Consider the following 25,801-nt stretch of genomic DNA (forward strand, 5'->3'; position numbering starts at 1 on the left):
GTCGCCGACGGCCTGCAGATCCTGATCGGTCGCCGACGGCCTGCAGATCCTGATCGACGCCGGCGTCCGCGCCGTCGTGCAGCCCGGCGGATCCGTCCGCGACGAGGAAGTCATCGCCGCAGCCAACGCCGCCGGCATCACCATGTACTTCACTGGAGCTCGGCACTTCTTCCACTAGGGGACATGCTCAACTGCTGCCACCAAGAATGGACATGCCCTTCCTTTCCGGGAGGGCATGTCCATTTTTGTGCTGTCTTTGGTGTGCTTCGGGGTCCAGGGAGCTGAGGCCGCGGGACATGCTCATTCTTCGGGGCCAGGAGTGGGCGCGGGCGGAAGACTCGGCGGGACATGCTCATCGTGCGCGCCATGGAGTGGGCGCGGGCGGAAGACTCGGCGGGACATGCTCATCCTGCGCGCCAAGGAGCGGGCATATGGGGATTATGTCCACTGGCCGGCGCGTGCGGCGGGCATGTCCACTCGGAGCGCCAAGGAGCATCGCCGACGGGCATGTCCATCCTTCGCAGTTCGGACCGGGCAAGACCTCCAGGCCTGACGGACATGCCCATCCTTGGAACCCACGAATGGACATAAGGGGGTTATGTCCGGCGGGTGGTCTGAGCGATGGGCATGTCCGGCGGGTGGTCTGAGCGATGGGCATGTCCGGTGGGAGGCCAGGCTCAGGGACCAGCACACAGCAACGCGGGGTCACTTGCGGCCCTGTCGAGGGGGAGGGTGGCAAGTGACCCCGCGTTGCCCTATTCCTTTCCTAGGGTGTGGGTGTATTGGGGGTGGGGTTCTTAGGCGGCTGCGGCGGTGCTGTAGGCCTGCTGGATCACCGAGCCCCAGTACGGGCCGTACATCACGGTGGAGCGGCTGCCGTAGCCGTAGCTGTTGATGGAATTCTGGTAGCCGGCGGAGCTGGTACCGATGAACCAGGGGCCGCCGGACGATCCGCCGGTCATATCGCACGGGATGCCCTGGGCGTTGAACTGGGGATTGTTGGGATCATCGGAGGCCGGGCCGGTGCAGCTCTTCAACGACTGGCCGTCGAAGGGCGCCGCGGCCGGGTAGCCGTAGGACTTGTAGGTGAGGCCGCGCGCTGCGTTGAACTGGACGCCGGAGGCGCCGACGGCGTCGGACAGGTTCTGTCCGTTCAGCGGGGACACGACGGCGAATCCGGTGTCGTACTGCATGTCGCCGGCCGAGCTCCACTGGGTCGTGGTGTAGAGGGCCTTGGCAGCCCACTTGCCGTACGGGGCGGCGCCGTTGAGGTACGCGGGGACGAAGACGAAGTTGGTGGCGAAGGCCCCCGGACCCTCGTTGACGCAGTGTCCGGCGGTGGAGACGGTGCTCTTGTTGGTGGAGGTTACCGAGTTGCCGGAGCAGACGTAGTTGCTGCCGCCCATCGTGAAGAACACTTTGCCGATGTTGGAGATCGGCGACTCGTCGGCGTGCAGGGTGGTCTTGCCCTTGGCGGCCTTGCCGGAGATCTGCGTGCTGGCACCCTTCTCCACGGTGGCAGCGGAGGACTTGTTCCCGCGGGCCAGAGCCTTGTCCGCCAGCACGTCGCCCGGAATGGCCGACTTCATCCGCTCGGGCGTCCAGTAGTCGGCGGCCCGCGAGCCGTCGACGGACTGGCTGGCCACCTGGGGAGCCTTCTTGTCCTGCGCCGCAACGGTCGAGGCGGTGGCGCCGCCGGCCGCGCAGATGGCCAGGAGGGCCGCGGCGGAGAGGCTGAGGAGGCTGGTGGCCAGAGTCTTGGGTGTTCTCATGGGTGTCCTAACCGGGAGGAATGCGGGGCGGCCTGCGGGTGCGGGCCGCTGTGATGGGTTAGAAACTACGTCAACTTGACGAACATGTAAAGAACTTTGTCAACAACTGTCACAGCAGATTCGCGCAGGGTTAGGCCGGCTGCACGAGTCACGGGGGCGCCGGAGCCCGTCCCGGATAGGCGCCAATGGGGCCACCTCGGGTAAGTTAGAGCCGTTGAGATAACACAAGATTTCCGGATATCCGCAGACTTTCAGGGAGACGCCCGAGCAATGGCCAAGATTATCTATACCCACACCGACGAAGCGCCGATGCTGGCTACCTATTCGTTCTTGCCGATTGTCGAGGCATTCGCGTCGACGGCCGGTGTGGAAGTGGAGACCCGCGACATTTCGCTAGCCGGCCGCATCATCGCCGTCTTCGGCGACTACCTCACCGAAGAGCAGCGCGTCAGTGACGCCCTGGCTGAACTGGGCGCGCTCGCCAAAAAGCCCGAGGCCAACATCATCAAGCTGCCCAACATCAGCGCCTCCGTGCCGCAGCTGAAGGCCGCCATCGCCGAGCTCCAGGGCCAGGGCTACGCCCTGCCGGACTACCCGGACAACCCGGCCTCGGACGAGGAGACGGACATCCGCTCCCGCTACGACAAGATCAAGGGCTCCGCCGTGAACCCGGTCCTGCGCGAAGGCAACTCCGACCGCCGCGCGCCGCTCTCGGTCAAGAACTACGCCCGGAAGAACCCGCACAGCATGGGCGCCTGGACCCCGGAGTCCAAGACCAACGTCGCCCACATGGATGCCGACGACTTCCGCTCTAACGAGAAGTCCGTGGTCATTGAGGCGGATACCAACCTCAAGGTCCAGCTGGTCAAGGAAGACGGCACGGTCAAGGTCCTGAAGCGGGCGTTCGCCGTGCTGGCCGGCGAAGTCATCGACGGCACCGTGATGCGCGCCGCCGCCCTGGACACCTTCCTCGCCGCCCAGGTTGCCCGGGCCAAGGAAGAAGGCGTGCTCTTCTCCGCACACCTGAAGGCCACCATGATGAAGGTCTCCGACCCGATCATCTTCGGCCACGTCGTCAAGGCCTACTTCTCGGATCTCTTTGCCACCTACGGCGACCAGATCGCCGCGGCCGGCCTGAGCCCCAACAATGGCCTCGCCTCCATCCTCAACGGCCTCGAGGACCTCCCGGAAGAGATCCGCGGCGACGTCGAAGCCGCCATCGAGAAGGGCCTCAACGACGGCCCCGAGCTGGCGATGGTCGACTCGGACAAGGGCATCACCAACCTGCACGTTCCCTCCGACGTCATCGTCGATGCCTCGATGCCGGCCATGATCCGCAGCTCCGGCCACATGTGGGGCCGCGATGGCCAGGAGGCCGACACCCTCGCCGTCCTCCCGGACAGCAGCTACGCCGGGATCTACCAGGTCGTCATCGACGACTGCCGCGCCAACGGCGCCTTCGACCCGACCACCATGGGTACGGTCCCGAACGTCGGGCTGATGGCCCAGGCCGCCGAGGAATACGGCAGCCACGACAAGACCTTCGAGATCCAGGCCGCCGGCACCGTCCAGGTGGTCGACGACGCCGGCACCGTCCTGATCGAACACCAGGTTGCCCCCGGTGACATCTGGCGCGCCTGCCAGACCAAGGACGTGCCGATCCGCGACTGGGTCAAGCTCGCCGTCACCCGCGCCCGCGCCTCCGCCACCCCGGCCGTGTTCTGGCTGGACAAGGGCCGCGCGCACGACGCCCGGATGATCGCCAAGGTCGAGGAATACCTCAAGGACCACGACACCGAGGGCCTGCAGCTCGAAATCATGTCCCCGGACGAGGCCACGGCCTTCACCCTGGCCCGACTGCGCAAGGGCGAGGACACGATCTCGGTCACCGGCAACGTGCTCCGCGACTACCTCACGGACCTGTTCCCGATCCTTGAGCTCGGCACCAGCGCCAAGATGCTCTCGATCGTTCCGCTGATCAACGGCGGCGGCCTGTTCGAGACCGGCGCCGGCGGCTCGGCCCCGAAGCACGTCCAGCAGCTGCTCAAGGAAAACCACCTGCGCTGGGACAGCCTGGGCGAGTTCCTTGCCCTCGCCGTGAGCTTCGAGCACCTGGCAACCTCCACGGGCAACGCCCGCGCGCAGGTCCTCGCGGACACCCTGGACCGCGCCACCGGCACGTTCCTGCTGGAGAACAAGTCCCCGAAGCGCAAGGCCGGCGAGCTGGACAACCGCGGCAGCCACTTCTACCTGGCCAAGTTCTGGGCCGACGAGCTGGCACGCCAGAGCGACGACACCGAGCTGGCCGCGGCCTTCGCCGCCGTCTCGGACGCCCTGGCCGCCAACGAGGAAACCATCGTTGGCGAACTGCTTTCGGTCCAGGGATCCCCGGTGGACATCGGCGGCTACTACCGTCCGGACGAAGCCAAGGTCTCCGCCGTGATGCGGCCCTCGGCCAAGTTCAGCGAAGTGCTGTCCCTGCTGGGCTAGCCCGCACAACGCGAACGGCGCACCGGGAGTTCCCGGTGCGCCGTTCGGCGTTTAAGCAACCGGCCGGTCCATGTCCGGCCGACGACGGCGGTGCGTCCCACCGTCGTCGGACCGTGTCGGCCGGCGAGTGCCTAGCGGTCGGAGATCCTCCGGTCGCCGCCGGCCTCGCTGGCCGGTTCGGTTGCCAGATCCGGGTCCGCGTCCAGCGGCGCTCCGGTCCCCAGCACGTCGTACTCCGGGTCTGTCACCGGCGTCAGCCCGCCCGCTTCCCCGCTGTTGACCCGTTCGCGCCACGCGCCGGTCTCAAAGTCGCGGCCCTCAATGAACTTCTTGAACCGCTGCAGATCCGCCCCCACTTGCCGGGAGTCCAGCCCGACCGCAGCGCCGATTTTCTCGGTTGCAGTGCCGGGCTCCCAACTGAGTTCGACGTCGACCCGGGTCTCCGCCGGTCCCAGCTCCGCGAAGCGCACGGTGCCGGCGTTTCGGGGGCTGTCCAGGCTTTCCCACGACACCTGCCGGTCGGGGTCCTGGCTGGTGATCCTGGCGTCGTAGTCGCGCTTGACCCCGCCGATGCTGGTCTGGAAGTGGACGGTGGTGTCATCGAGCTGCTGGACGGCGTCGACGCCGCTCATAAACTGCGGGAAGTCTTCGAACTGGGTCCACTGGTTGTAGGCCTGGCTCAGGGGGACGTTGACGGCGATGGATTCCTGGACTGTTGCCATGCTTGCTTTCACTCCTTCGGCTGGCAGGCTGCGGCCTGCGCGTCGTTGCAAGGGACGGATACAAGGTTGGTACAAGTGCTCGGACAGCGGTTGGGTCAGTCAGGCCGTTTCCGGCCTGACTGACCAAGCTAGCCGGATCCGGCTAATTGTGAAAGTCCGCGCGCCGTCAGTGGCCGCCCTTGCCCTTGCCCTTGGGCTTGCTCTTCACTACGGGGACAGGCGCCACGGGAGCCGGCGCCGCCGCTGCCTGGGCCGCGGCGGCCGCCTTCGCGGCTGCTGCTRCCGCCGCTGCCTTGGCTGCCGCCGCAGCCTTGTCGGCTGCTGCCTTCTTGGCCGCCGCCGCATCCCGGGCGGCTTTGTCGGCCGCCGCCTGCTTGGCCGTGAGGTCGGCGCGCACGGCATCGATGGCCGCCTTGATGCTTTGGTGGCGTTTGAAGGACACTTGTCCGTCCGCTGCCGCCGCGTCGAGCCTGGCCGTCAGTTCGTCCAGCAGTTTCAATGCGCCGGCGGAGTCGTTGGTGGCTGCGGCCTCGGTCACTGCCAGGACCTGGGACTGGAGCTGACGTGCAGCCGTGCCGTCCAGCTCGGGAGGAGCGCCGCATCCGGTGAGCGACCCTGCGATCAGGGCAGCGGTGAGCAGCGGACCGGCTATGGCCAGGTTCCACCGCCGTTTGCCAGTGGCATTCATGGTTGCACGCTCTTCTGCAGTTGCTTCAGGTGCTCGCCCAAATCGCCGGAGACGGCCGGATAGGGCACGACGGCGGGCGGCTGGGGGACAGTGAGGGAGACGGCGACGGCGGCTGCCGCTAGGAGCGCCACCAAGGCGAGGACGACGGCGATCCTCGTGCGGAGTCGGGCCCGCCGGAAGCGTGCGAGCGGGCGGGCCAGCACGCCTGCGCGGCGCGCCGGGGCCTCGTCCGGGGTCAGTGCGTGGTGCCGGCGGGTTCCGGGCCTGATGCCCGGGGCGTGGCCGGCCGAGCCCGCCGCTGTGCGTTGGACAGGGTCCTGAGCTGTGTCCTGGACAAAGTCCCGAACTCCCGTCGCCGAGCGCGGCGGCCTGGCGGGCGGTGCGGGCAGTACCCTGGTCCGTTCTTCGGCCAGCAGGCCCGGCAAGGAGTCGGGGGAGACCAGGGCCTGGCGCAACGCAGCCTCCAGGTCGGCCGCCGAGGGCCGGTCCAGGGGGTCCAGTGCGGTCATGGCCCGGATCAGCTGGGCCCACTCGGCCGGCACCGCGTCAGGAACAACGGGGGCGCGGTGCAACCGGGCCACTGCCGATTCGACGGCGCTTCCCGGGTACTCCACGGAGCCCTTGATGCACTCCAGCAGGACCAGTCCCAGCGAGTAGATGTCGCTGGCCGGGCCCATGTCGGCGCCGCGGGCCTGCTCCGGACTCAGGTAGGCGGCCGTTCCCACCATCGTTCCGGTGGCGGTGAGCCTGGTCCCGTCGATGATCCTGGCAATGCCAAAATCGGTCAGCTTTGGCCGCAGCGGTTCTCCGGGTCGGACCTGCACCAGCAGGACGTTGGCCGGCTTGATGTCGCGGTGGATGATTCCGAGGGAGTGGACGTAGGCGAGGGCATCCGCGAGTCCCGCGCCGATCACGGCAAGCTCGTCGAAAGGGACCGGGCTGTGCCGGATCCGGCTCCGGAGGTCCTGGCCCTCCACCAGTTCCATGGTCAGGAAGGGCCTGGGCTCGTCCGGGATCCGGGTGTCCGTGCCGGCGTCGAAGAGCGTTACGAGGCTCGGATGGTTCAGTGTGGCCAGGAGTTCGATCTCGGCCTGCTGGCGCTTGAGCTCATCGGCCTCCGCGGATTGCGGGGCGAAGAGCTTGAGCGCGACGTCCCGGCCCAGGTTCTCGTCCCGGGCAGAGTACACGGACGCCATGCCGCCCCGGCCGATCACTTCGCCCAGACGGTAGCGGCCGCTCAGGATCTCGGTCGTGACCTCACTGGGTAAAGCGTCCACGATGTTCCCCGTCTTTCGTCCTGGCGCCGCGGTGGCGTCCCTAAAGAATAATACGGGTGCGGGTATCGGGTTCCGGCACGGGCCGCATCGTTCAGCTGTCGTCTGTGGTGGCGGTTTCACCTTTCTCGCGAAGGGAGGGGGTGCCGCCGGAGCCTGCGAGGCCGTTGAATCCCCCAGCGGACCCAACGACTTCGCTCCGGCGGCAATAGACCTGGACGGGAGCGGCCACGCGTTACGGTGGCCGTCCCGCGGGCGGAGCTTGCGCCGGCGTCGGGCGCAGCAGCCGGTGTGGGCATTGCCGCAGGGATGCGCGATGGGTGGGGGCCGGACCGGACGCGAGGAGCGCTGAGACGGCGCGCCTAGGCGAAGCGTTGGTGCCGGGTATCCGGTGGCGGACGGTGGTGTCCATGGGGAAATCTCCTGAATGACTGGTGGCGGGCGTGCGTGGCAGCCCGAAGGACCGTGCTCTGCGCAGGAAAGTGGCAGAGGACGGCCCTACTAGTCAGGAGAAGATCCGGGATCGGCGGCGACAGCAGGATGGACGTGCTGTAGCGGGCCGCTGATGGGGTCGGTGCCCATTGGTGGGATGAGGAAGAACGCGCTTGGCGTCCACGCAGCAGCGCCGGAAGGCCCGCTGGACGTGGAACCGCTGCCGGACCCCGACCCTGGGGTCGGCGGGAGCGCAGCGGGGGCAGGCAGCCCGGTGTCGCCGCCACGGGGCCGGGGCGCGTCATTGCCGCCCGTGGGCGCCGCGGGGGCACCGTCTCCGGTCGACCGGGGGCTCGCAGGAGTTCGGTTTCCTGCCGCCAAGGCACCCGGCAGGCTGCCGCGGGCCGGGACGTCCGGCAGGGTCAGGGAGGGAACGTAGCCGTAGCCCGCCGCAGGGTAAACGGCCTGAAGGCCGCGCGGCCGGTCCACAGCCGCCGGGCTTTGCTTCAGCAAGGGATCAGCGCTTGCCGGAGAAACTGCGACGGTCTTCCGGGGCGGGACAAGCGGTGCAGGGCCGGCCCCGACCTGGCCCGGGACGACCACGGGGACGACTACCGGCACCGGTACCACCGCAGGCGGGGTGGCCGGGGGTACCGTGCCGGGGACGGATCCGCTCACTGGGGGCGCTGGCTCGGGAGCGGACGGGACAGCCGGGAGGTCTCCGGCGCCGGTGTCGGGAGCCGTGACCGGAACAGCCGGGTCCGTGACTGGTGCCGGATCACTGGAAGGGGCGGGCGCAGGCTCTCCGGGCGGGACCGGCGCGGGAGCCGGGGCGGGCTCGGCCGGGGGACTGGCGACCGGCTCACTGACCGGTGGGACGGGGGCCGGAGTCTCGGTAACCTGGGAGGCCGGTTCGGGCTGGGCAACAGGCAACACCGGTTGCGGGACGACAGGAGGTGCGTCGGACTCCGCAAGCGGCACAACGGGTTGCACGACGGCGGGCGCCGCGACAACTGGCGCCGGGACAGCCGGCACAGGTACAGCCGGAGGCGAAACCGGCGCCGAAACCGGAGCCGGGGTGACGGCAGGCGCAGTCGGGGCTGGAGCCGACGGTGCCGGGCTTACGGGTGCTATCGGGTCATCGGCCTTCGGGAATTGGATCATGGTCACGACGGCCGAACCGGGGGCGGGTGGAACTGCGCTGGAGACCTTGAGTTCGTCGGCGTTGGCCGTGGCGGCGGAGAGCGCCAGCCAGGACAGTCCGGCTCCCAAGGCCAGCAGCCCCCGTCGCAGGAAGCGGCGCGCACGGGGACGGCTGGCTGCAGATTCCATGCGCAACACACCTCCCCGAAATCCATCGACGATTGGCCTACAGAGTAAGTCCGGGGGCCGGGGCGAGTCCATAGTCCACGGCAAACTTGGGCCCGCAAAGCCCGGAAATCCAGGGTCAGCGCACGTCGTTCGGGTAGCTCACTCCCAGCTGGGCGCGGACGCCGTCGAACAGCCGCATGGTGTTGAGGGAGTCCTCCAAGGGCATCACCGGACTCTCGGTGAGGCCCTGCTGGATGCATCGGGTGACCTCGCGGAGTTCGTAGCTGTAGCCGCGCCCCACAACGCTGAACTGTTCGGTGCGAGGCTCCTCGAAGCCGACCCGCACGACGAGTTCCGTAGGGTTGTTGACCGAGCCCAGGCTCTGCAGGAACCCCTGGCTCCCGGCCACCGTGGCGGCGCGCGGCCCATGGGCCAGAAGCGAGGAGGTCAGCTGCGCCTGGGCCCCGTGGTGATAGCCCAGGGTCAGCGCGTTTTGGGCGTCCACGCCGTCGTCGTTGATCCAGCCGGTGGCACTGACCGTCTGCGGGAAACCCAGCGTGCCCAGCGCCCACAGCAGCGGATAGATGGTGATGTCCAGCAGGGCTCCGCCGCCGTCCCTGGGAGCCCACAGCCGGGAGGTGGGGGAGTAGGGGGCCGGGAAGCCCAGGTCCGCGCCGACCCACTTGACCTCGCCGATCTCACCCGAAGCAGCGATCTCGAAGGCCCGCTGCATGCTGGGCAGGAACCGGCTCCACATTGCTTCCATCAGGAACAGGCCCTTGTCCCGCGCCAGCTCCACGAGCTCGGCCGCCTCCCGGGCGTTGACGGTAAGGGCCTTCTCGCACAACACATGCTTGCCGGCCCGCAGGGCCGCCAATGCGATTTCGTGGTGGTGGGCGTGCGGCGTGGCGACATAGACGACGTCGACGGCGTCATTGGCCAGCAGCCGGTCGTAGCCGGCCACGCCGTCGTGGTCCCCGTAAGCGCGGGCAAAGCCATAGTCGGCCGCGAACGCGTCGGCCGCTGCCTGGCTGCGCGAGCTCACCGCGTAGAGCTCCGCGTCCGGGAGGAGTTCGAGGTCCCTGGTGACGGCGGCGGCGATCCCGCCGGTGGCGACCACACCCCACCGCAGCCGGGCGCCGGTGGCCGTCCGCGGGTCCTGGTCGGGTTGGTTGGACAGCCACGGCTTCGCGATAGGGGCAGACATGCTGCCATCTTCTCACCCGGCTGCGGGAGGGGCGGGTGTTTGGCGGCGCGAGCTGCGGGAGGGGCGCGGTTTTGGGGTACAAAAAGGCCCCGGCCCTCCCGCAGTGAACTGGTCACTGCGGGAGAACCGGGGCCCGGTTTTAGAGCGTCAGACTACTTGGTGATCGGTCCGAGTACCGGATCGTCGACGTAAGCGGTCTTAACGTTTTCCTTGGTCACGATGACCGGCTCCAGCAGGTAGGCCGGGACGGTCTTGACCTTGTTGTTGTAGGACTTGTCATCGTTGATCTCAGGCGTCTTGCCGGCCTGGATGTCCTTGACCATGGTGATCGCGTGCTCGACGAGCTTGCGGGTGTCCTTGTTGATGGTGGAGTACTGCTCACCGGCCATGATGGACTTCACGGACTCAACTTCGGAGTCCTGCCCGGTGACGACCGGCAACGGCTTGCCTGCGGCCTTGACCGAGGTCAGGATGGCGCGGGCCAGCGTGTCGTTCGGGGACAGCACGCCGTCCACGGAGGCGCTGCCGTAGGTGCCGGCGAGCAGGGTGTCCATACGGCGCTGGGCGTTCTCAGCCTTCCAGCCCTGGGTGACGGCCTGTTCGAAGGTCTTCTGGCCCGACTTGACCACCAGGGTGCCGTCGTCGATCTTCGGCTGGAGCACCTTCATGGCGCCGTCGAAGAAGACCTTCGCGTTGGCGTCGTCGGGGGATCCGGCGAACAGTTCGATGTTGTACGGGCCCGAGGGCTTCTTGGCCTTCATGCCGTCCAGCAGGGCCTGGCCCTGCAGCTCGCCAACCTTGAAGTTGTCGTATGCCACGTAGTAGTCCACGTTGGGGGTGTTCAGGAGCAGACGGTCGTACGCGATGATGGTGGCGCCGGCGTCCTTGGCCTGCTTGAGCTGGGTACCCAGCTGGGCGCCGTCGATGGCACCCACGATGATGACCTTGGCACCCTTGGTGACCATGGCGCTGATCTGGTTCTGCTGTTCCGAGACGCCGCCGTTGGCGAACTGCACATCTGCCTTGAAACCGGCACCCTTGAGGCCGTCGTTGAACAGCTTCTCCGCCAGCACCCAGTTTTCACTGGTCTTCTGGGGGAGTGCGACGCCGATCGAGGAGTCCTTGGGGAACGCCTCGGCGCCGCTGCTCGCGCCACCGGACGTTCCGCTGTCGGAACGGCCGCAGGCTGTCAGCGCCAGTGCCGCAATAGCAGCGATCGCTGCTGCCTTTCCTGCTTTACCAATCATTTGCATTGCTTGGTTCACTTTCTATAGATGGTGTTCGGAGAATCAGGGGTATCGGGGCCAAGAAACCGGTCAGGCTTCCTTGGCAATGACCTCTTTGGTGGAGGTGGTTTCGTCGGGCTTGATCTCGTTGCCGCGGCCGAAGTTCTTCATCATCATGCCGATGATCGACCGCTTGCCCTGGGACTTGTTGTAGACGTCGAAGGCGACGGCGATCAGGAGCACGAGGCCCTTGATGATCTGGGTGAGGTCGGCGCCGACGCCGAGCAGCTGCAGGCCGTTGTTCAGCACGGCCATCACGAGGCCACCGACGATCGAGCCGATCACGGTGCCGACGCCGCCGGTGACCGCGGCGCCGCCGATGAAGACGGCAGCGATCGCGTCAAGTTCCCAGCCGACGCCGTCGAACGGGCCCGAGGCGGTGGAGCGGCCGACGAAGATCATGCCGGCGAGGCCGGCCAGGATGGACATGTTCATCATGACCAGGAAGTTGATCTTCTTGGACTGCACGCCGGACAGCTCGGCCGCGTGCCGGTTGCCGCCGACGGCGTAGACGTGGCGGCCCACGATGGTCTTGGAGGAGATGAAGCCATAGACCAGGACCAGTACGGCGAGGATCAGGCCAGGGATCGGGAACGAGGTGCCCGGACGGCCGGTCGCGAACAGGTACGTGGCGTAGAGGATGGCGCCGCAGATCAGGACGAGCTTGGTGACGGTCACCCAGGCTTCGGGAACCTCGGCGCCCAGGGCCTTGGCCTTCCGGCGGGAGCGGATCTCGCTGACGATGACGAATGCCACACCGGCCAGCCCCAGCAGCAGGGTCAGGTTGTTGTAGCCGGTGACCGGCCCGAATTCAGGCAGGTAGCCGGAACCGATGTACTGGAAGTCGGCGGGGACGGGGATGGTGTTGGACTTGCCGACGAACTGGTTGAAGCCGCGGAAGAGCAGCATGCCGGCCAGGGTGACGATGAAGGCCGGGATGCCGACATAGGCGGTCCAGAAGCCCTGCCAGGCGCCGATCAGGACGCCGAGCAGCAAGCCGAACAGGATGCCGAGGTACCACGGGATGCCCCAGTCCTGGATCATCAGGGCGACGCTGACGCCGACGAATGCCGCGACCGACCCTACGGAGAGGTCGATGTGGCCGGCGATGATCACCAGCACCATGCCGATCGCGAGGATCAGGATGTAGGAGTTGCCGTTGAAGAGGTTGATCACGTTGCCCGGGGTGAGGGTGTTTCCCCCGGTGGCGATCTGGAAGAAGACGATCAGTGCAACCAGGGCGAAGATCATGCCGAATTGGCGGGTATTGCCGCCAAAGAGCTTCTTGAGCGCGTTCATTTTGTCAGTCCTTGTTGTCCGGAATGTTCTGGATGGTCCAGAGGGTCAGGCAGTCTTGCGGGCGGAAGTCATGAGTTTCATGAGGCTTTCCTGGCTGGCTTCCTCTTTGTTCAGCACGCCGGTGATGGCGCCTTCGAAGATGGTGTAGATGCGGTCGGAGAGCCCCAACAGTTCAGGAAGCTCCGAGGAGATCACGATGACGCCCTTGCCCTGGTTGGCCAGTTGCTGGATGATCCCGTAAATCTCGTACTTGGCGCCGACGTCGATCCCCCGGGTCGGCTCGTCCAGGATCAGCAGGTCCGGGTCGGTGAACATCCACTTCGCCAGCACCACCTTCTGCTGGTTGCCGCCGGACAACTTGGCGACGCCTTCCTCCACGGACGGCGTCTTGGTGCGCAGCGACTTGCGATACTGCTCGGCGACGGTGAATTCCTTGTCGGCGTCGACGACGTTGTGCTTGCTGATCTTCTTCAGCGCCGCCGAAACCGTGGTGGCCTTGATGTCGTCCAGCAGGTTCAGCCCGAGGGACTTGCGGTCCTCCGTGACGTAGCCGAGGCCCGCGTCGATCGCCTGCTTGACGGTCTTGAGGTGCAGTTCCTTGCCGTCCTTGTAGACCTGGCCGGAGATGAAGCGGCCGTAGGAGCGGCCGAAGAGGGAGCGGGCGAGTTCGGTGCGCCCGGCGCCCATCAGGCCGGCGAAGCCGACGATCTCGCCGCGGCGCACGAAGAAGTTGGAGTTCTTGCAGACCAGGCGGTCCTGGATCTGCGGGTGCCCCACGTTCCAGTTTTTGACCTCGAAGAACGTCTCGCCGATTTTGGGTTCGTGCTCCGGGAACCGGGATTCCAGGGTCCGGCCCACCATGCCCTTGATGATGCGGTCCTCGTCGACGCCGTCAGCCTTGACGTCGAGGGTCTCGATAGACTTGCCGTCGCGGATGATCGTGATGGAGTCGGCGATCTGCTCGATCTCGTTGAGCTTGTGCGAAATGATGATCGAGGTGATGCCCCGGCCCTTCAGGCCCAGGATCAGATCCAGCAGGTGCTGGGAGTCCGATTCGTTCAGGGCCGCGGTGGGCTCGTCGAGGATGAGGAGCTTGACCTTCTTGTTCAGCGCCTTGGCGATCTCGACCAGCTGCTGCTTGCCGACGCCGATTTCCTTGACCGGGGTGTCCGGGTCCTCGCGGAGCCCGACCCGGGCGAGCAGTTCGGTGGAGCGGATCCGTGCCTCGGCCCAGTCGATCACCCCGCGCCTGGTCGGCTCGTTGCCCAGGAAGATGTTCTCCATGATGGACAGCTCCGGGATGAGGGCCAGTTCCTGGTGGATGATCACGATGCCGGCGTGCTCGCTGGCCCGGATGTCCTTGAACTGCTGGACTTCGCTCTGGTAGACGATGTCGCCGGTGTAGCTGCCGTAGGGGTAAACGCCCGAGAGCACCTTCATGAGGGTGGATTTTCCGGCGCCGTTTTCGCCGCAGATGGCGTGGATTTCGCCGGCCTTCACCCGCAGGTTCACCTCGGCCAATGCTTTAACGCCGGGGAACTCTTTGGTGATGGAGCGCATCTCGAGAATTATCGGATCGCTGTGCGTGTTGAGGGACGTCATCTGCCCTTACGCCTCCAATGCATGACTTCGTTGTCCGCCCCTGCAAACCGCAGGGCCGTCTGATGGAAAAGTAAACTGGATCACGCCGTTGTCGTCAAGTCTTTAACGCAACGGCTAGGTAACGGCTGCTTTAGTTTCGCCGTATTCCGGCATGTTGGAAGACCAGCGCGGTGGCGCCAAGGGCCTCGGCACGGTCGCCAAGCGAGGACATCGTCAGGGTGGTGGTTTCACCGATGACGGGGACCGCGTGGCGCACCAGGCCGCGCCGGATCGGGTCCAGCAGCAGTTCGCCGAGCCCCGCCAGCGGGCCTCCCACCACGATCACCTCCGGGTTGATGAGGTTCGCGACGTTGCCCAGCGCGCGGCCGACGGCGAGCCCGGCGTCGTCCACCACCCGGAGCGTTGCCGAGTCCCGGGCGCGTGCCTTGCGCACGATGTCCTCCGGGGTCAGCGGTGCGTCCTCGCCCCGGCCCAGCAGCTCGATCATGGTGGTGGTGGAGGCGATGGTTTCCAGGCAGCCGCGGTTCCCGCAGCGGCAGACGAGGCCGTGCTCGTGGATGGTGGCATGGCCGATTTCGCCGGTGATCCCGACGTTCCCGTAGTACGGCATTCCGTTCAGGATCAGCCCGGCGCCGATGCCCGAGCCGATCTTCAGGAAGAGCAGGTTGCTGATGCCGGTGTGCGGGCCCCACGTCACCTCGGAGAGCGCGCCCAGATTCGCGTCGTTGTCGACGAATACCGGCAGATCCAGCGCTTCCTCAAGGCGTTTGAGGATGTTGATGCCCACCCACTCGGGCAGGATGGCGCCCTGCGCCACAGTGCCGGTACGGCGGTCGATAGGGCCCGGGATGCCGACGCCGGCCCCCACCAGGGCGCTGCGTTCCACGCCGCTATTGGCCAGCAGCCGGTCGAGCACCCCGACGGCGGCGGTGATGCCCTCCTCGGCGTGGTGGCCCAGTGGCAACAGGACCGATTCCTCCGCCACCACGTGGTAGCTGAGCGAGGCCAGGACCACCCGCAGGTGGCGGCGGCCGAAGTCGATGCCGACGGCGACGGCACCGTTGCTGTTGAGCCGGACGTTCAGGGCGCGGCGCCCGGAGCTGGTGATTGGTTCGGTGGACGCCAGCCCCGCGTCCTGCATGATCTTGACGATGTTGGAGACCGTGGCGGTGGAGAGTCCGGTCTGCCGGGCCAGTTCCGCCTGGGTGGAGGGGCCGGCCAGTAGGCATTCAATGATCCGCTGCTGGTTCAGATGTCGAAGCGCGGACTGCGACCCGGGGTTTTTAGTGCGGCTCCTCGTTGAGCGCGTTGGTGAGGGCATGCAATGAAGAGTGCCGCATCCGGGGCTTGTAGTCAAGAAGTTAACGCATGGAGTGCGGCGCTACGGGATTCCGGCGGCGCCGCGGGGTGCCACCCGGCCTGCGCCCCGCCGCAGGGACGTTCCGCCCTGACCGCCCTCCGACCGGGCGGATTTGCACCAGGCCGGCCTTACCGGGCCGAGGCTAGGCTGGAATAGAGTCCGCGGCAGGCCTGCGGAAAGTCCGGAGAATCTCGAGGTGGTAATGGTGCTGCTGGCCCTGATGCAAGCGAACTCGGCCGTGCTCGACGTGGCGGCGAACGTGGCGGCGGTCGAGGAGGCTGCGCGTGCAGCATCCGCCGAGGACGCGCAGCTGCTGCTGACGCCGGAACTCTTTCCGGTCGGGTACGCGCCGATCCGGCTGCGTGCGGCCTTTGATCCTGCCACGCTGCCGGCGCTCCGCGCGGCCCTGGCCGGGGTGGCCCGGCGGAACCGGATCGCGCTGGTGTACAGCCTGCCCGCCGTGACGCCGGCAGGGGAGTGGCGGATCTCCGCCACCCTGGTGGATGAGTCCGGCGAGGAGTTGCTCCGCTACGAGAAGGTGCACTTGTTCGGCCCCGATGAACGGGAAGCGTTTGCTGCCGCCACCGAGGCCCCGGATGTCGTGGAGTTCCACGGGTTCAAGACCTCGCTGGTCATTTGCTACGACATCGAGTTTCCCGAGTCCGCCCGGGCCGCCGCCCTGCGCGGCGCTGAACTGCTGCTGGTGCCCACGGCCCTCGCCGGCGGATTCGACGCCGTGCCGGAGGTGCTGGTCCGGGCCCGGGCGCTGGAGAACCAGCTGACCGTGGCCTACGCCAACCACACCGGCGTGGAGGCGGGCTGCGAGTTCCGGGGCGGCAGCATCGTCGCCGGCCCGGACGGTTCCGTCCTGGCCGCGGCCGGACCCGGCGTGGAGCTGCTGTTCGCCGACGTCGGTGTGCCGGCGGACGCCGCCGAGGACGCCGCGGAGCACGGTGCCGACGCCGCGGTGGCCTATCTGCGCGATCGCCGCCCGGAGCTCTACCGCGCCTGGGGGATCTGAGCGGCGGACGTCCGTCCGGCGGACGTTGAGGCTGCCGGGGAGTCGGTAGCGGCGGCCGCGAAGACAGCCGGGACGGTGGCGCCGGCCCCGGCGTCGGCCAGCTCCGGGCCGCCCAGGTACTGCAGCGCGACCCAGAGCTCCGCGCGGGCCTGGGCCTGGTTGAGATCCAGGCCCAGCAGGTCAGCAATGACGCCGAGGTGCCGGCGGACGCTGTTACGGTGCAGTCCCGTGGCCTTCGCGGTGGCGTCCCAGCTGCCGTTCTCGCCAAGCCACGCGCGCAGGATGCCGAGCAGGCTGTCGCGGCGCTCCGGTTCGAGGGCGAGTACGGGTGCCAGCAGGCGCCCGGCCAGCAGGGTGCCGGCCTCGGGGCCGAGCAGGCCCGTCACGGACCAGGTGACGTCGTCCTCCCGCACGCTCCGGCGGCCGGTGAGGACCTGGTTTCGCAGCGAGGAGGCGCGCTGGTGGGCGCCGGCCAGGCCCTCGAAGTCGGTGCCCCCGCCGATCACCAGGCGCCAGCCGAGACGTTCCACCTCGGCGAGCAGCGCGTCGTCGACCCTGAGCCGGGTAATGGCGGCAAAGCCGTAGTCGGTGAGCTCCACGAGTTTGGTGTCGAAGAGCCGGCGCCATTCGAGCAGCTCCCGCACCGGGGCTTCGCCTGTGCGGCGCGGACCGTCCGCCGGCCGGGCGCCCCCGGCGGCGGCGCCGACCCGGACTCCCTGGACGACGCGCAACTGCCCGGACCGGGTGGAGGAAATGCTCTGCGCCAGCAGGTCCTTCAAGCCGGTGACGTGCCGTGCCGTTCCGGAGGCCACGGTCTCCGGATGCAACAGCAACGCCGTGGCCAGCTGGCTCGGGGCCAGGGAACCGCTTGTGCGCTGGCGGACCAGCAGTTCCAGCAGCCCGACGGCGGTGGAGACGACACTGTTCTGGGCCGGGGTCAGCGGTGCGTCCGTGCCGAGGACAAGCGCGCCGAGGTTGGCGTCCCGGGTGCTGCGCAACGGATACCCGAAGACCAGCGAGGAGCCTGCGGCGTCGAATGAATCCATTTCCACCCGGGGACCGCTGCCGGCGAGCAGCCGGGTCAGCAACGGCTGCAAAGCGGCGGAATCGACTCCCGCTGCGGCGCCGGCGCCGGCCTGGAGCCCGGCGGAACCGGCCGCGCCGCGGGCCCGGACTCGTCCGTCCGCGCCGAACAACACGGCCCAGACCGGGACGCGCTGCACGAGGGCCGCGAGGAGTTCATGTTCGGGACGCGCAGACAGGACCGCGCGCATCAGTTGCCGGTTGGTGTCGGCCAGTTGGCGGAAAGTCTTGGCGTTGTCGGATTCGAGGAGCCGGGAGAATTCGAGTCCCAGGGCGGCGAAGGGGAGGCTGCCCGGGATGGACACCAGGGTCAGCCCGTGGCGCCGGCAGGCCGCGACCACAGCGTCCGGCACGGCCTCGAAATAGGGTTCCAGGCCGAAGCCGAGCGCCCCGACCCGGGCCCGGACCAGGCGCTGCACGTAGGCATCCACCGCCGCCTCGCTGCCGCCGCCGCCCTCGAAGGGAAGGCCGGCGGTAAGCAGGAACTCGCCGTCGAGCAGGTAGGGGGTCGGGTCGGCCAGCTCGCTCGGCTCGACCCAGCGTAAGCGCTCGTCCCCGTTGCCGGCGTCGTGCAGGACCTCCAGAGCAGGGAGCTGGCGCAGGAACTGCGCCAGCGTGACGAAGCCGAAGCGCTCGGCGTCCTCAGCAGCCACGGCCGGGGCCTTTCCGGCGGCGGCCCGGCGCGCCGTGTCCCGGTGCAATATGTCTCATGACTGAAGACTATAGGTCATTTTGCACAACGGTGAGAGGTGGCTCACAGCCCTAGGGTTGGTCTGGGGAAACCGACCACTACTGAAGATAAGGACGTCAACGATGACTGTGCCAACTCTGCTCGGGGAACGCCCACCGGCCGCCGCCAGCCGCCCCGGGCTCGCCGCCCAGCTCCTGCGCCGCAAGCCGATCGGACAACTGGTCCGCGAGGCCGAAACCGGGCACGGCGGCACGCGGCTGGTCCGCAGCTTCGGTGTGTTGCAGCTGACCATGATCAGCGTCGGCGCCACGCTCGGCACTGGCATCCTGGTGATCCTGGGCGAATCGGTCCCGCTGGCCGGCCCGGCCATCTGGATCTCCTTTGCCATCGCCGGCTTGGCGGCCTTGCTCTCGGCCGTGTCGTACGCGGAGATGGCCGGACTGGTGCCCGCCGCCGGGTCAAGCTACTCCTACACGTACGCCACGATGGGCGAGGGCATGGCCTGGATCTGCGGCTGGTGCCTGGTGCTCGAATACGCTGTCTCCGTGGCCGCCGTCGCGGTCGGTGCGGGCCAGTACGTCAACGAGGCCCTGGCTGTCTTCGGCCTGACGCTTCCGGACACTGTTTCGCAGCCGCCGGGAGCAGGCGGCGTGCTGAACCTGCCCGCGATCGTCATAGTCGTCCTGGCCATGGTGCTCCTGGTCCGCGGCGCCAAGGAAAGCGCCTGGATCAACACCGCGATCGTCCTGGTCAAGGTCGGCATCCTGCTGTTCTTCTGCGCCGTGGCCTTCACCGCCTTCAACGGCGGGCACTTCGAACCCCTGATGCCAATGGGCGCCGCCGGAGTCTCGGCCGCTGCCTCCCGGGTCTTCTTCTCCTACATCGGCTTCGACGCCGCCTCCACGGCGGGCGAGGAAGCCCGCAATCCCAAGCGCGACCTTCCGCGGGCCATCCTGCTCTCCATGCTGATCGTCACCAGCATCTACGTGCTGGTGGCCGTCGCCGCGATCGGCGCCCGGCCCTGGGGCTGGTTCGACGGCACCGAAGCGGCGCTCGTGAAAATCCTGGAGGAAATCACCGGCCAGCCGTGGGTCGGTGTGCTGTTCGCCGTCGGCGCCGTGCTCGCCATCGCCAGCATCGTGCTGACCGTCCTCTACGGACAGACCCGGATCCTGCTGTCCATGTCCCGCGACGGCCTCGTTCCCAAGGTCTTCGGCCGGGTCTCGGCCCGGACCGGCACCCCGGTTGCCGGAACCCTGATCGTGGGCACCGCCGTCGCGCTGACCGCCGGCCTGGTACCGCTCGGCGCCCTCGCGGACGCCACCAGCATCGGCACCCTCTTCGCGTTCGCGCTGGTCAACGTGGCCGTCATCCACCTGCGACGCAGCCGGCCGGAACTCACCCGCAGTTTCCGCGTCCCGCTCTTTCCGCTGACACCGGTCCTCGGCGCCATCATGTGCGCCTACCTGATGGCCAACCTCGGTGCCGAGACCTGGGCGGTCTTCGCTGCCTGGATGCTCGTGGGCCTTGCCGCCTACTTCGGCTACGGCCGGAAGAATTCCAGGGTGGCAGCCCTGAGCCACGAGGAATACCGTGAACTATCCGGCCGCCAACCCGCAAACACCACCCCAACCCAGGAAGTGAAGGCAGAGATCTCATGACCACCGCCACCGAACTGCCGCCGCCCGGTCCGGCTTCCACCCCGGCTCATGTCCCGGCCGGGGACGGAACGCCCGCGGCGCCCATCACCATGCTGAATCCGGATTTCCCGTTCAGCTACGACCACTACCTGGCCCACCCGGACGGCCTGGGATCCGTGCCGCCCGAACTGTACGGGACCGAAGTCGCCGTCGTCGGGGCCGGCCTGTCCGGGCTGGTGACCGCCTACGAGCTGATGAAGCTGGGGCTGCGGCCGGTGGTCTATGAGGCCGACCGGATCGGCGGCCGGCTGAGGACCGCCAGTTTCCCGTCCGCCCCCGGCGTCGTGGCGGACCTCGGCGGCATGCGTTTCCCGGTCTCGGGCAAGGCTTTCTACCACTACGTCGACCTCCTCGGCCTGCAGACCCAGGAGTTCCCGAATCCGCTGGCGCCGGCGACCTCCAGCACCGTGATCGAGCTCGCGGGCCAGAAGTACTACGCCGAGACCGCCGCGGACCTGCCGCCGTTCTTCCTTGAGGTGGCGGACGCCTGGAAGGCGGCCGTGAACGACGGCGCCGCGTTCGCCGAGATGCAGGAGGCCATCCGGGCCCGGGACACGGCCCGGATCAAGGAGCTGTGGAACGCGCTGCTCCCCGAACTGGACGAGCAGACGTTCTACGGCTTCATCGCCGGCAGCGACGCCTTCAAGCAGGCCGGCTTCGCCCACCGCGAGGCGTTCGGCCAGGTGGGCTTCGGCACCGGCGGCTGGGACACCGACTTCCCCAACTCCATCCTCGAAATCCTTCGGGTGGTCTACACCGACGCCGATGATCAGCACCGGCTCATCGCCGGCGGCGCGCAGCGGCTCCCCGAGGCGCTGTGGGAGCACGCGCCGTCGGGCATGGCCCACTGGCCGGACGGCACCTCCCTGGCTTCCCTGCACGCCGGCGCCCCGCGGGGCGCCGTGGACCGCATCGCGCGGGACGGCGACGGGGACTTCCGGGTCCGGGAACGCTGGGGGCGCGAGGCGGCGTACCCGGCGGTGGTGACCACGTGCCAGTCGTGGCTGCTGTCGACGCGCATCCACACGGACGAGTCCCTGTTTCCGGCGCAGCTGTGGACCGCGATCGAGCGCTCGCACTACATGCAGTCCTCCAAGACCTTCGTCATGGTCGACCGGCCGTTCTGGAAGGACATCGACGCGGAGAGCGGCCGTGAGGTCCTGTCCATGACGCTGACCGACCGGCTGAACCGGGCCACGTACCTGCTGGACAACGGCCCGGACCAGCCGGCCGTGATCCTGCTGTCCTACACCTGGAACGACGACGCGCTGAAGTGGCTGGCACTCGATGCCGAAGAACGCGTGAAGCTCATGCTGCACTCGCTCGAGCAGATCTACCCGGGCGTCGACATTGCCAGCCACATTGTTGGCCAGCCGATCACGGTCTCATGGGAGGCCGACCCCAACTTCATGGGCGCGTTCAAAGCCAACCTGCCGGGGCACTACCGCTACCAGCAGCGGCTCTTCACCCACTTCAAGCAGGATGCCCTGGCCGCCGAACAGCGCGGCATCTTCCTCGCCGGCGACGACATTTCCTTCACCGCCGGCTGGGCGGAGGGTGCCGTCACCACCGGTTTGAACGCGGTCTGGGGCGTGGTCAACCATCTCGGCGGCCGGAGCGCCCCGGGGAACCCGGGACCGGGAGAGCTGCTCTCCGAACTGGGCCCGATCGCCCTGGACTGAACGGTCCGGACGGAGGGTCCAGCCCCCGCGCTGGCACCCGGGCGGTCAGGCGTGCAGTTCGCGGTGGGCGCGGGCGAGCTCCTGGTAGTGGGCGGCGTTGTGCTTGACGCCCTCGAACTCCTCATCGCTCAGTTCGCGGCGGACCTTCGCCGGCACCCCTGCGACGAGTGACCGGGGCGGCACCACGGTGCCTTCCAGGACCACCGCGCCGGCGGCCACGAGCGAGCCGGCGCCGATCACCGCGCCGTTCAGGATGGTGGCGCTCATGCCGATCAGGCAGTCGTCCTCGACCGTGCAGCCGTGCACCACGGCGCTGTGGCCGACACTGACCCGGGCGCCAATGGTGCAGGGGAAGTCCGGGTCCGCGTGCAGCACGACGTTGTCCTGCAGGTTGGTGCCGGCACCCACGGTGATCGCGGCGGTGTCGGCCCGGACCGAGACGCCGTAGAAGGCGCTGGAGTTCTCTGCCAGCGTGGCCCTGCCAATCACCGAGGCGCTCGGGGCAACGAAGGCGGATTCGTGGACGGCCGGGGTGTCACCGGCGAAAGCGTAAACGGGACTCATGCCTCCAGCCTAGGACACCGGCCTCTTGCGGGCAGGGCGGCGCTGAGTAGTATCGGGGCCATTCCAACGCACACCCCTGGAGGTGGCCGAGATGTTCCTGCAGTTGATGAAACGTTTGGAAGGCGCCGATGTGCTCGACCCGGCCGTCCGGGCCGCGGAGCCGCTGGCCTCCCGCCTGATCGCCGACGCCCGGCTCCGGCGCTTCTTCCGCGGCGACGCCACCGGCATCCCGCCGCACGTGATCCTCACCGATGTACCCTTCGGGGCGTGGTTCATGGCGATCTTCCTGGACCTCTTTCCGGACGAGGGCAGCCGGCGCGCCGCCCGCCGGCTGGTGGGCCTCGGCCTCCTCGCAGCGGCGCCGACCGGACTCAGCGGCTGGGCGGAATGGGCGCGGGCCGACCCAGCCACGCGGCGCGTCGGCGTCGTCCATGCCGCCTCCAACCTCGCTGCGACGCTGCTCTTCCTGGCGTCTTGGCGCGCGCGGCGCAAGGACCGCCACCGGCTGGGCGTGCGCCTGGCACGGGTGGGCGCCGTCCTGCTGGTTGCGGGCGGCTTCCTGGGCGGCTACATGCGCAGCGTCCGGCGCCCCTGACAGACAGACGCTCCCGCGGATCCGGCGGAAATCGGGGGAACGCTCCCGCCACACGTGCGGGAGCGTGTGCTGGCGACGCCGGGGGCGCTGCTCAGGCGGGGGAGCGGAGGACCGTGAAGCCGCGTCCGAGGCCGGGGTGCCCGGGTTCGGGCACGACGACGGCGACCGGCGCCCCGGGTTCCGCCACCCGCCGCAGCTCACGGACGACGTCGTCCCACTCCGACGGCGGCGATCCCGCCAGCGCGTCCACCGCCCAGACGGCGGGGAAGGCTGCATCGGCAAAGGGCAGCGCACGGCCGGTCGCGACGGAGGCGGAGAGCCCCCTGGCCCGGGCGGCATGGATGTTCTCCTCGGAGGCGTCCACGCCGGTGAAGTGGATCCCGGCGCGGACAAAGAGCAGCCCGTCCGCGCCGGAGCCGCAGTCCAGGCCCAGCACGCCCCGCCGGCCCTCGGCCTTGAGGAGGGCGAGAAAACCGGAGAGATTGTCCTGCCGCGTTGATGCCATGGCTCCAGTTAAGGGCGGAGCCGGAGTGAAGACAAGCCCTGGCTGAACGCCCTTAGCTGGACGGCCCTAGCTGAAAACAACGGTTCGGTTGCCGTCCAGCAGCACCCGGTGCTCGGCGTGCCACTGGACGGCCTGGGCGAGCGTGCGGCCCTCGACGTCGCGGCCCATCTGGACAAACTGCTCGGCGGTGCGCCGGTGGTCCACCCGGATGACTTCCTGCTCGATGATCGGCCCCTCGTCCAGGGCTGCGGTGACGTAGTGAGCCGTGGCGCCAATAAGCTTCACGCCGCGGGCATGGGCCTGGTGGTACGGCTTGGCGCCCTTGAAGGAGGGCAGGAAGGAATGGTGGATGTTGATGGCCTTGCCGGTGAGCTCCGTGCACAGCTCGTCGGAGAGGATCTGCATGTACCGGGCCAGCACCGTGAGCTCGATGTCGTGCTCGGCCATGAGCTTGCGCAGCGCGTCCTCGGCCTCGACCTTGGTGTCCCGGGTGACGGGGATGTGGTGGAACGGGATGCCGTAGAACTCGGCCAGGCCCGCGAGATCCCGGTGGTTTGAGACGATAGCCGGGATCTCGATCGGCAGGGTGCCGGAACGCTGCAGGAACAGCAGGTCATTGAGGCAGTGCGCCGAGGTGCTCGCCATCAGCAGGGTACGGACCTTCCGCCCGGCCGGGTTAAGGCTCCATTGCATGCCGAAGGCCTGGGCCACCGGTTCAAGCGCGGCGTGCAACTCGGCCGGCGCGGCCGCCGTCGTCGCCTCGACCCGCATGAAGAACGTTCCGGTGCCCTGGCTGCCGTACTGCTGCGAGTCCGTAATATTGCAGCCGGCCACGAGGAGGGCGCCGGCCACGGCGTGCACGATCCCGGGGCGGTCCGGGCAGGAGAGGGTCAGAACGTAGGAGGCAGTCAGCTGGTCTTCAGTCACGAAAGACAGCCTACCCGCGGCTGGGATAGTCTGGACCCGTCGCAACTGGCGTTGGGTGGCTAACCACCAGGGAGCGGCACGCACGCAGACCACGGATCGTACGCCTGGGCCGAGGGTCATGTTTTTCCGGACGGCAGCCACGCTGCCGTCCCGCCGACGGCATCCCCTCAGGGTGCTGCGCCTGCAGTATGGGCCCCGTTTCGGGTGCCCGTAATTTAGCGGCGCCGCGGCGGGCCAGCCGGTAACCTGACCTTAAAGCAGTGACCGTTGCCAAGCCAGGAGTTCTTCGTGACTACTTCCCTTAGCCTTTCCTCAGCAGCCGTGAGCAACCAGCCGCTCGCTGAACTCGACCCCGAAATTGCCGCCGTCCTGGCCCAGGAGCTCGGCCGCCAGCGCGGCACCCTGGAAATGATCGCCTCCGAGAACTTCGCGCCGCGCGCCGTGATGGAGGCACAGGGTTCCGTCCTGACCAACAAGTACGCCGAGGGCTACCCGGGACGCCGCTACTACGGCGGCTGCGAGTACGTCGACATCGCCGAGCAGCTCGCGATCGACCGCGTCAAGGAGCTTTTCGGCGCCGAGTTCGCCAACGTCCAGCCGCACTCCGGTGCGCAGGCCAACGCCGCAGCGCTGTCCGCCATGATCACCCCGGGAGATAAGATCCTGGGCCTCTCGCTGGCCCACGGCGGCCACCTCACCCACGGAATGAAGCTGAACTTCTCCGGCAAGCTGTACGAGGTCGCCGCCTACCAGGTCGAGGAAGACAACTTCCGGATCGACATGGACAAGCTCCGCGCGCAGGCCATCGCCGAGAAGCCCAAGGTCATTATCGCCGGCTGGTCGGCCTACCCCCGCCACCTCGACTTCGCGGCCTTCCGCTCGATCGCCGACGAGGTCGGCGCGCTGCTCTGGACCGACATGGCGCACTTCGCCGGCCTGGTGGCCGCGGGACTGCACCCGAGCCCGGTCCCGCACTCCGACGTCGTCACCTCCACCGTGCACAAGACCCTCGCCGGTCCCCGCTCCGGCGTGATCCTGGCCAAGCAGGAGTGGGCGAAGAAGATCAACTCCAACGTCTTCCCGGGCCAACAGGGCGGACCGCTGATGCACGTCATCGCCGCGAAGGCCGTCGCCTTCAAGATCGCCGGCACGGAAGAATTCAAGGAGCGCCAGGAGCGTGTGCTGGAGGGCGCCCGGATCATCGCCGACCGCCTGAACCAGTCCGATCTCTCCGACGCCGGAGTCTCCGTGCTGACCGGCGGCACCGACGTGCACCTGGTCCTCGTGGACCTGCGCAACTCCCAGCTGGACGGACAGCAGGCTGAGGACCTCCTGCACTCGGTCGGCATCACGGTCAACCGAAACGCCGTTCCCTTCGACCCGCGCCCGCCGATGGTCACCTCGGGCCTGCGCATCGGCACTCCGGCCCTGGCCACCCGAGGCTTCGGCGCCAAGGAATTCACCGAGGTCGCGGAGATCATCGCCACCGCGCTCAAGGCGGGTTCTGCGACCGACGTCGAAGCGCTCCAAACCCGCGTGGACAAGCTTGCCGAGGACTTCCCGCTGTACCCGCAGCACGAGCAGTGGTGA

19 protein-coding genes and 1 riboswitch are annotated in these 25,801 nt (G+C 68.2%); of the genes, 6 read left to right on the forward strand and 13 right to left on the reverse strand.

Going from position 1 to position 25,801, the window contains the following annotated elements; translation table 11 throughout:
- Window positions 1-797: 797 nt before the first annotated feature.
- A complete protein-coding gene (locus AC1DGE_RS13630) occupies window positions 798-1,772 on the reverse strand; it encodes a trypsin-like serine peptidase (protein WP_441418544.1) in 975 nt (324 codons plus the stop codon).
- 270 nt (window positions 1,773-2,042) lie between these two features.
- Here AC1DGE_RS13630 and AC1DGE_RS13635 point away from each other — a divergent pair, with 270 nt between their 5' ends.
- On the forward strand, window positions 2,043-4,262 hold the full coding sequence (locus AC1DGE_RS13635; protein WP_441418543.1) for an NADP-dependent isocitrate dehydrogenase: 2,220 nt from the start codon (window positions 2,043-2,045) through the stop codon (window positions 4,260-4,262).
- A gap of 131 nt (window positions 4,263-4,393) precedes the next feature.
- Here AC1DGE_RS13635 and AC1DGE_RS13640 read toward each other — a convergent pair whose 3' ends face one another.
- The 8 genes from AC1DGE_RS13640 to AC1DGE_RS13675 form a co-directional block, all read right to left on the reverse strand.
- A complete protein-coding gene (locus AC1DGE_RS13640) occupies window positions 4,394-4,984 on the reverse strand; it encodes an SRPBCC family protein (protein WP_441418542.1) in 591 nt (196 codons plus the stop codon).
- 166 nt (window positions 4,985-5,150) lie between these two features.
- Complete coding sequence (locus AC1DGE_RS13645) at window positions 5,151-5,672, reverse strand: mucin-associated surface protein (RefSeq protein WP_476917635.1); 522 nt, start codon at window positions 5,670-5,672, stop codon at window positions 5,151-5,153.
- The gene (locus tag AC1DGE_RS13650) at window positions 5,669-6,952 is read right to left on the reverse strand and encodes a serine/threonine-protein kinase (RefSeq protein WP_441418575.1); all 1,284 of its coding nucleotides are present in this window, start codon (window positions 6,950-6,952) and stop codon (window positions 5,669-5,671) included. Before AC1DGE_RS13650 ends, AC1DGE_RS13645 begins: the two co-directional genes overlap by 4 nt.
- A gap of 1,873 nt (window positions 6,953-8,825) precedes the next feature.
- On the reverse strand, window positions 8,826-9,896 hold the full coding sequence (locus AC1DGE_RS13655) for a Gfo/Idh/MocA family protein (RefSeq protein ID WP_441418540.1): 1,071 nt from the start codon (window positions 9,894-9,896) through the stop codon (window positions 8,826-8,828).
- A gap of 152 nt (window positions 9,897-10,048) precedes the next feature.
- Window positions 10,049-11,149, reverse strand: coding sequence for a substrate-binding domain-containing protein (locus AC1DGE_RS13660; RefSeq protein ID WP_441418539.1), 1,101 nt, complete (start codon window positions 11,147-11,149; stop codon window positions 10,049-10,051).
- 63 nt (window positions 11,150-11,212) lie between these two features.
- Window positions 11,213-12,481, reverse strand: a complete 1,269-nt coding sequence (gene mmsB / locus AC1DGE_RS13665; RefSeq protein WP_441418538.1) for a multiple monosaccharide ABC transporter permease — start codon at window positions 12,479-12,481, stop codon at window positions 11,213-11,215.
- A 45-nt stretch (window positions 12,482-12,526) separates the two neighbouring features.
- Window positions 12,527-14,083: a multiple monosaccharide ABC transporter ATP-binding protein gene (gene mmsA / locus AC1DGE_RS13670; protein WP_175323572.1), complete on the reverse strand. Its 1,557-nt coding sequence runs from the start codon at window positions 14,081-14,083 to the stop codon at window positions 12,527-12,529.
- Window positions 14,084-14,213: 130 nt separating this feature from the next.
- Window positions 14,214-15,404, reverse strand: a complete 1,191-nt coding sequence (locus AC1DGE_RS13675; protein ID WP_441418537.1) for an ROK family transcriptional regulator — start codon at window positions 15,402-15,404, stop codon at window positions 14,214-14,216.
- A 241-nt stretch (window positions 15,405-15,645) separates the two neighbouring features.
- On the opposite strand from AC1DGE_RS13675, the gene AC1DGE_RS13680 reads away from it, so the two are divergent.
- The gene (locus AC1DGE_RS13680) at window positions 15,646-16,464 is read left to right on the forward strand and encodes a nitrilase-related carbon-nitrogen hydrolase (RefSeq protein ID WP_476917646.1); all 819 of its coding nucleotides are present in this window, start codon (window positions 15,646-15,648) and stop codon (window positions 16,462-16,464) included.
- Here the strand turns inward: AC1DGE_RS13680 and AC1DGE_RS13685 are convergent.
- The gene (locus tag AC1DGE_RS13685; RefSeq protein ID WP_476917636.1) at window positions 16,443-18,200 is read right to left on the reverse strand and encodes a PucR family transcriptional regulator; all 1,758 of its coding nucleotides are present in this window, start codon (window positions 18,198-18,200) and stop codon (window positions 16,443-16,445) included. The two genes, AC1DGE_RS13680 and AC1DGE_RS13685, sit on opposite strands and share 22 nt — an antisense overlap.
- Window positions 18,201-18,360: 160 nt before the next feature.
- Between AC1DGE_RS13685 and AC1DGE_RS13690 the strand changes: the two genes are divergently transcribed.
- Both AC1DGE_RS13690 and AC1DGE_RS13695 read left to right on the forward strand, forming a co-directional pair.
- Window positions 18,361-19,899: an amino acid permease gene (locus tag AC1DGE_RS13690; protein WP_476917637.1), complete on the forward strand. Its 1,539-nt coding sequence runs from the start codon at window positions 18,361-18,363 to the stop codon at window positions 19,897-19,899.
- A complete protein-coding gene (locus tag AC1DGE_RS13695) occupies window positions 19,896-21,620 on the forward strand; it encodes a flavin monoamine oxidase family protein (protein ID WP_476917638.1) in 1,725 nt (574 codons plus the stop codon). The genes AC1DGE_RS13690 and AC1DGE_RS13695 overlap by 4 nt, the downstream gene beginning before the upstream one ends.
- 45 nt (window positions 21,621-21,665) lie before the next feature.
- On the opposite strand, the gene AC1DGE_RS13700 is transcribed toward AC1DGE_RS13695, so the two are convergent.
- Window positions 21,666-22,184, reverse strand: coding sequence for a gamma carbonic anhydrase family protein (locus AC1DGE_RS13700; RefSeq protein WP_441418533.1), 519 nt, complete (start codon window positions 22,182-22,184; stop codon window positions 21,666-21,668).
- Between the two features lie 106 nt (window positions 22,185-22,290).
- On the opposite strand from AC1DGE_RS13700, the gene AC1DGE_RS13705 reads away from it, so the two are divergent.
- Entirely contained in the window at window positions 22,291-22,779 is a 489-nt protein-coding gene (locus AC1DGE_RS13705; RefSeq protein WP_441418532.1) for a DUF2231 domain-containing protein, read from the forward strand.
- Between the two features lie 91 nt (window positions 22,780-22,870).
- Here the strand turns inward: AC1DGE_RS13705 and AC1DGE_RS13710 are convergent, their stop codons facing one another.
- Window positions 22,871-23,284, reverse strand: a complete 414-nt coding sequence (locus tag AC1DGE_RS13710) for a class I SAM-dependent methyltransferase (RefSeq protein ID WP_441418531.1) — start codon at window positions 23,282-23,284, stop codon at window positions 22,871-22,873.
- A 66-nt stretch (window positions 23,285-23,350) separates the two neighbouring features.
- Window positions 23,351-24,211, reverse strand: coding sequence for a formyltetrahydrofolate deformylase (gene purU, locus AC1DGE_RS13715; protein WP_476917639.1), 861 nt, complete (start codon window positions 24,209-24,211; stop codon window positions 23,351-23,353).
- A gap of 31 nt (window positions 24,212-24,242) precedes the next feature.
- A riboswitch (ZMP/ZTP riboswitch) is annotated at window positions 24,243-24,328 on the forward strand.
- A gap of 171 nt (window positions 24,329-24,499) precedes the next feature.
- On the opposite strand from purU, the gene glyA reads away from it, so the two are divergent.
- Window positions 24,500-25,801, forward strand: a complete 1,302-nt coding sequence (gene glyA, locus AC1DGE_RS13720) for a serine hydroxymethyltransferase (RefSeq protein WP_441418529.1) — start codon at window positions 24,500-24,502, stop codon at window positions 25,799-25,801.

It is taken from the genome of Arthrobacter sp. 05N425 (genome assembly GCF_056397125.1).

What these genes read in the sequence shown, in the direction of transcription:
- AC1DGE_RS13630 (WP_441418544.1), bottom strand. Translation starts at nt 1,772, where the DNA reads ATGAGAACACCCAAGACTCTGGCCACCAGCCTCCTCAGCCTCTCCGCC.
- AC1DGE_RS13635 (WP_441418543.1), top strand. Translation starts at nt 2,043, where the DNA reads ATGGCCAAGATTATCTATACCCACACCGACGAAGCGCCGATGCTGGCT.
- AC1DGE_RS13640 (WP_441418542.1), bottom strand. Translation starts at nt 4,984, where the DNA reads ATGGCAACAGTCCAGGAATCCATCGCCGTCAACGTCCCCCTGAGCCAG.
- AC1DGE_RS13655 (WP_441418540.1), bottom strand. Translation starts at nt 9,896, where the DNA reads ATGTCTGCCCCTATCGCGAAGCCGTGGCTGTCCAACCAACCCGACCAG.
- AC1DGE_RS13660 (WP_441418539.1), bottom strand. Translation starts at nt 11,149, where the DNA reads ATGCAAATGATTGGTAAAGCAGGAAAGGCAGCAGCGATCGCTGCTATT.
- mmsB (WP_441418538.1), bottom strand. Translation starts at nt 12,481, where the DNA reads ATGAACGCGCTCAAGAAGCTCTTTGGCGGCAATACCCGCCAATTCGGC.
- mmsA (WP_175323572.1), bottom strand. Translation starts at nt 14,083, where the DNA reads ATGACGTCCCTCAACACGCACAGCGATCCGATAATTCTCGAGATGCGC.
- AC1DGE_RS13675 (WP_441418537.1), bottom strand. Translation starts at nt 15,404, where the DNA reads ATGCCCTCACCAACGCGCTCAACGAGGAGCCGCACTAAAAACCCCGGG.
- AC1DGE_RS13680 (WP_476917646.1), top strand. Translation starts at nt 15,646, where the DNA reads ATGGTGCTGCTGGCCCTGATGCAAGCGAACTCGGCCGTGCTCGACGTG.
- AC1DGE_RS13690 (WP_476917637.1), top strand. Translation starts at nt 18,361, where the DNA reads ATGACTGTGCCAACTCTGCTCGGGGAACGCCCACCGGCCGCCGCCAGC.
- AC1DGE_RS13695 (WP_476917638.1), top strand. Translation starts at nt 19,896, where the DNA reads ATGACCACCGCCACCGAACTGCCGCCGCCCGGTCCGGCTTCCACCCCG.
- AC1DGE_RS13700 (WP_441418533.1), bottom strand. Translation starts at nt 22,184, where the DNA reads ATGAGTCCCGTTTACGCTTTCGCCGGTGACACCCCGGCCGTCCACGAA.
- AC1DGE_RS13705 (WP_441418532.1), top strand. Translation starts at nt 22,291, where the DNA reads ATGAAACGTTTGGAAGGCGCCGATGTGCTCGACCCGGCCGTCCGGGCC.
- AC1DGE_RS13710 (WP_441418531.1), bottom strand. Translation starts at nt 23,284, where the DNA reads ATGGCATCAACGCGGCAGGACAATCTCTCCGGTTTTCTCGCCCTCCTC.